This window comes from Endozoicomonas sp. SESOKO2 (genome assembly GCF_024606245.1).
Classification (GTDB): Bacteria; Pseudomonadota; Gammaproteobacteria; order Pseudomonadales; family Endozoicomonadaceae; genus Endozoicomonas_A.
This window is the reverse complement of record NZ_JAHHPQ010000625.1, coordinates 1-7,006: the sequence shown is the minus strand read 5'-3', so window position 1 is coordinate 7,006 and position 7,006 is coordinate 1. Positions and strand designations below refer to the sequence as shown.

6 protein-coding genes are annotated in these 7,006 nt (G+C 41.7%); 1 reads left to right on the top strand and 5 read right to left on the bottom strand.

What is annotated here, in order from left to right; all coding sequences use genetic code 11:
• The 5 genes from KDK17_RS15410 to KDK17_RS15390 all read right to left on the bottom strand — a co-directional run.
• On the bottom strand, window positions 1-1,164 hold a 1,164-nt coding region (locus KDK17_RS15410; RefSeq protein WP_257252654.1), incomplete at its 3' end, for a hypothetical protein.
• Between the two features lie 177 nt (window positions 1,165-1,341).
• Complete coding sequence (locus tag KDK17_RS15405) at window positions 1,342-2,766, bottom strand: RING finger protein (protein WP_257252652.1); 1,425 nt, start codon at window positions 2,764-2,766, stop codon at window positions 1,342-1,344.
• Between the two features lie 256 nt (window positions 2,767-3,022).
• On the bottom strand, window positions 3,023-4,462 hold the full coding sequence (locus KDK17_RS15400) for an RING finger protein (protein ID WP_257252651.1): 1,440 nt from the start codon (window positions 4,460-4,462) through the stop codon (window positions 3,023-3,025).
• Between the two features lie 263 nt (window positions 4,463-4,725).
• Window positions 4,726-6,231 (bottom strand): RING finger protein, encoded by a 1,506-nt coding sequence (locus KDK17_RS19655; protein ID WP_257288456.1) that lies wholly within the window; start codon window positions 6,229-6,231, stop codon window positions 4,726-4,728.
• A gap of 62 nt (window positions 6,232-6,293) precedes the next feature.
• Window positions 6,294-6,812 (bottom strand): RING finger domain-containing protein, encoded by a 519-nt coding sequence (locus tag KDK17_RS15390; RefSeq protein ID WP_257288455.1) that lies wholly within the window; start codon window positions 6,810-6,812, stop codon window positions 6,294-6,296.
• Here KDK17_RS15390 and KDK17_RS15385 point away from each other — a divergent pair.
• Window positions 6,806-7,006 (top strand): hypothetical protein (locus KDK17_RS15385; RefSeq protein ID WP_257288454.1); only part of this gene is annotated, 201 nt, incomplete at its 3' end. The genes KDK17_RS15390 and KDK17_RS15385 overlap by 7 nt on opposite strands.

The following is a 7,006-nucleotide window of genomic DNA, read 5'->3' as shown; positions in this document are numbered from 1 at the left end:
TAATTCCTGTCGTAGTTGGGCTATCAGTTCATTTTGTTGTTGAATGACTATTGACGGATCCTGATGCTCAGAATCCGATTCCTCAACGGAACCGTCGCTGTCTGGCGATGATGCCTCCGATAATGTAGGTGTGAGGTCAATACCCACAATACTGTATGTAAACACATGCATGCCACCCAGAGTATCCATAAACTCAGGTACGGGGTGCGAATTTCCAGAGCAGCAATGGCTGGCTATATTCTGGTAGATCATAGGCAAAAGCTCGTATGGCAAGCAGCAGATCAACATGGCTTCCAGTGTCTCATGCGATTCCGTTCCTGAATTCAGGCGCTGGAAAGCTGCTGTTGCCATTGCAGTTAAACCGATTAGAAGTGCTGTCTCTGCGTCCAATTCTGCCATATTTAATTGATTGGCAAGGCTTTGCGGAAAATTATATTCAGTGATATTTTCAGAAAGCAATGCACGGTCGAATGCTCGATCGTAGCTTTCTCCGGTATATATGTTATCCGACACTCTAAAGCCGACATAAAGTTCTTCTCTGGAAAGAAAGTGAGGACCAAGAAAAGCAAAAAACATCACGACCAGATCATTATTAACACTGACATGATGAGACTTATGTGCCGCCGGAGCTAAATAGAAACAGTTGAAATAAGGATTACTGTTGCCATTTATATTGGCAGACAAAAAAAATTGTTCAAAAAGATTTTTTGCCGTTTCATTAATTATCTCTCTATCTACCGAGCTTTGACCATTGATCCTATTTATATTAATAGCGAATATACGATGTATTAATCTCAGCATTCTTTGAATGCGACCTTTTCGATACAGGGAATCACCCATATTCACATAATGAAAATATAACTCGTTCAGACGATTAAAGCCTTGCTCAGTAACCTCGTAATCTTCACAGGTTTCCATTCGCTCATCTCCAGATAGATCGGCAGAGGCTAAATTAAGCCTGACAAAGCCAATGCGGATGTTTTCAAGTGGGCTCATGCCGGGTTGACTTGTGCTATTTTGTTGTTTTTTTGAAAGCGGTTTCCAGCTTGTCATTTGATACTGTAGATATTCTTCAAGGCCATAGGTGTCGTTTGCCAGCCCCTGCTGATAAAAAAACAAAAACAGTGAAAACAAAAGCGGATTAAAGGAATACCATAAGGTCATACTTTCACCTTCATTCGAAAAAACTGCACTACTCTAACTGCAAATCACCCTTAACAAATAATCAACTGTCGTATAAAGAAGCCTTGCAGACTTCATTATCCAAGGCTTTGGCAACAGACTGTTTAACCCCCGCTTTACTGCATTCCTCAAAAAGCTATACTAGCACTGTTCGCGCATTCAATAAAAAGACTTGTCGATAACCTTCATGTATGACGACGGTGTCTCCCGACAAAACGGACAGTCCCTCTGCTCATCTATAATTCGCCCGGCACAAAACTCGCAAAAACCAGCATGTCCACAACTTTGTAACACCCTAATGTCTGCCACTGGATTGAAACAAATTGGACATTTTTTGCTTCCTTCTGAGACTCCTCCAACTGCACCTGCTTCCTCCGTTGCAGGTTGGCTTGCTAATTCCTGTCGTAGTTGGGCTATCAATTCATTTTGTTGTTGAATGACTATTGACGGATCCTGATGCTCAGAATCCGACTCCTCAACGGAACCATCGCTGCTTGCCACCTCAGAATAATCCAATAGATATTCCAGGCTTTCTGCCGATGTTGCAGATGTGAGGTCAATACCCACAATACTCTGTGCAAAGTCCTGCATACCATCCTCGGTATACATAACCAAAGGTACAGGGCATGAGTGTCCTGGGCGGCAATGGCTAGCTATATTTCTGTATACAGTGGCAAGTAGCTCGAATGGCAAGCAGCTTATCAACAAAGTTTCCAGTGTCTCATGCGATTCCGATCCTGAATCCATGCGCTGGAAAGCTGCTGATGCCATTGCAGTTAAACCGATTAGAATTGCTGTTTCCGTGTCCAATTCAGCTGTATTTAGTTGATTGGCAATGCTTTGCGGAGAATTATATTCAGTGATGTTTTCAGAAAGCGATGCACGGCCGAACGCTCCATCGTAGCTTTTTCCGGTATATCTGTGAATCAACGTTCTAAAGTAAGTATAAAGTTCATCCTTAGAAAGAAAATGGGGACCAAGAAAAGCAAGAAACATCAGGACAAGACTGTTATTAACACCAACATTATGGGAGAGATGTGCCGTCGAACCCGGATAGAAATAATGGAAATAAGGATTAATGCTGTCATTTATGTTAACAGACAAAAAAAATTGTTCAAAAAGAATTTTTGCCCTTGCATTGATTAGCTCTTTCTCTGCTGCACTTTGCCCATTGGTCTTATTTATATTAATAGCGAATATACGATGTATTAGCCTCAGCACTCTTTGAATACGAACCTTTCGATACTGTGGGTGACCCATGCTCACATAATTAAAATAAAAGCTTATCATCAGTTTAAATTCTTGTTCAGCAACCTCATATTGTTCACAGATTTCCAGTCGCCCATCTCCGGATAGATCTTCAGAGGCTAAATTAAGCCTGACAAAGCCAATACGGATGTTTTCAAGTGGGCTAATGCCAGATTGATTTGTGCTATTTTGTGTTTTTTTTTCAAACGGTTTCCAGTTTGTCACATGATATTGGTGAAATTCTTCAAGACCATAGGTGTCGTTTGCCAGTCCCTGCTGATAAAAAAATAAACACACTGAAAACAAAAGCGTCTTAAGGGAATACCATAAGGTCATACTTTCACCTGCTCTCGTTTAAACAACTGCACTACTACAACTGCCATTTACCCTTGATAGAAAATATCTACTGTCGTATATATAAGCTTTACAGTACCCGTTATTCATGACTTTGGTAACAGACAGTTTAATCTCAACTTTATTACGCTCCACGAAAGGTTATAACAATCAATGAAGTTTAGAGTGGGTACAGCTGTGCCTCTCGTTCTTAAGCAAACACAAAGCATCAGGCAGTACGCCGACAAGGTTCGAGCCTTCAATAAAAAGACTTGTCGATAACTTTCACATATGAAAACGGTGTTTTCCGACAAAACGGACAGACCCTCTGCTCATTTATAATTCGCTCAGCACAACACTCACAAAAACCAGCGTGCCCACAATTTTGCAACAGCATAATGTCTTCGACTGGCTTGAAACAAATTGGACATTTTTTGGTTTCTCTTGTGGCTCCTCCAACTGCTCCAGCTTCTTCTGTTGCAGGGTGGCTTGCTAATTCCTGTCGTAGCTGGGTAATCAGTTCATTTTGTTGTTGAACGACTACTGACTGATCCTGATCCTCAGAATCCAACTCCTCAACAGACTCCTCACTGCCTGAATACTCAAAATAATCCACTAAAAAGTCCAGGTTTTCTGGCGATGATGGCTCCAATAATGAGGGAGTGGGATCAATACCCACAATATTGAGTGTAAACGCTTGCATGCCAACCAGAGTGTACATAGCCCCGGGTACAGGGCACGAACGCCCAGAGCGACAATGACTGGCTATATTGCGGTAAACATTGGGCAGAAGCTCGTATGGCAAGCATCTTATAAACACGGTTTCCAGTGTCTCCTGCGATTCCAACCCTGAATCCATGCGCTGGAAAGCTGCCGATGCCATTGCAGTCAAACCGATTAAAAGTGCTGTTCCTGCGTCCAGCCCGGCTGCATTTAACTGATTGGCAAGGCTTTGCGGAGAATTATATTCATTGATATTGTCAGAAAGCAGTGTACTATCGAACGCTTGATCGAAGCATTGTCCGGTATATATGTCACCCAACATACAAAAGCAGGTATAAAGTTCATCCTTGTAAAGAAAGTGGGGACCAAGAAAAGCAAGAAACATCAGGACCAAATCGTTATTAACATCTATATAATTGGACTGTGGGGCACCCGGAATTGAATAGAAATAATTAAAATAAGGATTGCTTACACCATTTATATTGACTGTTCCAAACAATTGCTCAAAAAGACTTTTTGCCGTTGCATCGATTAAATCTCTCTGTGCCAGGCTTTGTTGCCTAATGGTCATATTTATATTTATAGCGAAGATACGATGCATTAGCCTCAGCATTCTCTGAACGCGAACTTTTCGATAATGAAAATCACCCATATTCACATAATTAAAATAAAAACTGATCAGGCGATTAAAGTCTTGTTCAGCAACCTCGTAATTTCCACAGAGTTCCAGTCGATCATTCCCAGATACATCATCAGAGGCTAAATTAAGCCTGACAAAGCCAACACGGATGTTTTCAAGTGGACTCATGCCGACTAGATCTGTGCCATTTTGTTGTTTTTTTGAAAGCGGTTTCCAGTTCGCCATTTGATACTTGCGAAATTCTTCAAGGCCATAGGTGTCATTTGCCAGCCCCTGCTGATAAAAAAACAAACACACTGAACACAAAAGCGTCTTAATGGAATACCCTATGGTCATACTTTCACCCGCATTCGTTAAAACAACTGCACTAGCGAACTGTAATTTACCCGAAACAAATAAACTTTGTCGTATAAATAAGCCTTGAAGAATGACTCATTCAGGGCTTTTTCAGCAGACAGTTTAGCCCCGTTTTATTTCACTCCACAAAAGTTTGTAACAATCGATGGCATTTATAGTAGGTACCAATAATGGGCACAAAGTGTGACTCTTGTTCTCAGGGAAATAGAGTATCAGGCAATACACCAGCACTGTTCCCACAGTCAATAAAAAGACTTGTCGATAACCTTCATATATGAAAACGTTGCTTCCCTACAAAAGGGACAATTCTTCTGCTCATCTATAATTCGCCCGGCACAACCCTCGCATAAACCAGCGTGCCCACAACCCTGTAACACCATGATGTCTTCGATTGGCTTGAAACAAATTGGACATTTTTTGGTTCCTCCTGAAGCACCTCCAACTGCACCGGCTTCCTCCGTTGCAGGTCGGCTTGCTAATTCCTGTCGTAGTTGGGCTATCAGTTCATTTTGTTGTTGAACGACTATTGACTGATCATGATTCCCAGAATCTGGTGCCCCAAAGGAATTCTCACTATCTGAATCCTGATCGTTAAATACCAGATATTCAAGGCTTACTAACGAAGATGCCACTGGTAATACTGGTGTGGGGTCAATACCCACAATACTGTGTGTAAACTCTCGCATACCATCATCGGTATAAATAGCCCTCGGTGTCTCGTGCGAGCGCTGAGTGTGGCAATGGCAGGACATCCTGTCGTGAATAGTCGAGAGAAACTCGTATGGTAAGCATCTTATCAACAAAGTTTCCAGTGTCTCTTGCGATTCCTGTCCTGAATTCATGCGCTGAAAAGCGGCTGATGCCATAGCAGCTAAGCCGATTAGAAGTGCTGTTTCTGCGTCCAATCCAGCTGCACTTAACTGATTGGCAAGACTTTGCGGAGAATTATATTCATTGATATTTTCAGAAAGCAATGCACGATCACATGCTCGAGCGCAGATTTTTCCGATATATCTGCCAGACAGCACTTTAAAGCTGATATAAATTTCGTGCCTGGTAAGAAAATGAGGGCCAAGAAAAGCAAGAAACATCAGAACCAGATCCTTATTAACACGAATATAATTGCACTCAGGCGCCTCCGGAGCGGTGTAGAAATAATTGAAATATGGATTACGGCTGCCATTTCTGTTGACAGATAAGAACAAATTTTCAAAAAGGCTTAGTGCCTTTGAATTGATTAAGACATGCTCTTCCTGGTTTTTTCCATTGGTTATATTTATATTAATAGCGAATATACGATGCATTAGCCTCAGCATTCTTTTAATACGATTTTTTCGATGTTGAGGATCACCCATGTTCACATAATTAAAATATAAATCGTTCAGACGATTAAAGTCTTGCTGAGCAACCTGGTAATCTTCACAGGTTTGCAGTCGCCCATCTCCATATGCATTGTCAGTTTCCAGATTAAGTCTGACAAAACCAATACGAATATTTTCAACCAGGCACATACCGGGTTGACTTGTGCTACTTTGTTGTTTTTTTGAAAGCGGTTTCCAGTTCGCCATTTGATACTGGCGAAATTCTTCAAGGCCGTAGGTATCATTTGCCAGCCCCTGCTGATAAAAAAACAAACACACTGAAAACAAAAGCGTCTTAAAGAAATACTCTGGAGTCATACTTTCACCTGCTCTCATTAAAACAACTGAACCAGTACCACTGGAATTTATCCGAAATAAATTAACCACTGTCACAGCCTTGCAGGCCCTCTTATTCAGTGCTTTGGCAACAGATCAGCAGTACAGACACTTCAACGAGAAGACATGTCGAAAAGCTTCCTGTAGGAGTTCGATTTTATCCGACAAAAGGGACAGCCTCTCTGATCCTTTATACATTGCTCAATACAACCCCGGCAAAAACCAACGTGCTCACAACTTTCGAAGCCCATCATTTCTTTCAATGGCTCTAAACAAATTGGACATTCTTTTACTCCTCCTGAGGCTCCTCCGGCTGCACCGGCTTCTTCTGTTGCAGTTTGGTTTGCTAATTCCCGTCGTAGTTGAGCTATGACTTCATTTTGATATTGGATGACTATTGACGGATCCTGATCTTCAGTAGAACCCCCTCTGTCTGAATCCTGAGCATAATCCGATCGATAGTCCTGCCTTTCAGACGATGTTTCCGTTGTGGGGTCAATACCCAAAATACTGTGTGTAAACTCTTGCATGCCACTCAGGCTGAACATAACATTAGGTACAGAGCATGGGTGTCCCGGACTGCAAAAGTTGGCCATATTGTTGTAAACAATGGCCAGAATCTCGTATGGCAAGTATCTTCTCAACAATTTTTCCAGTGTATCTGGCCATCCCAGTCCTGAATTCATGTACTCAAAAGCGGCTGTTGCCATTGCAGTTAAACCGATTAGAAGTGCTGTTTCTTTGTCCAATCCGACTGCATTTAATTGATTGCCAATATTTCTATGGTTTAGCGAAACGCCAACATAATTATGTCGGTGTTAATAAC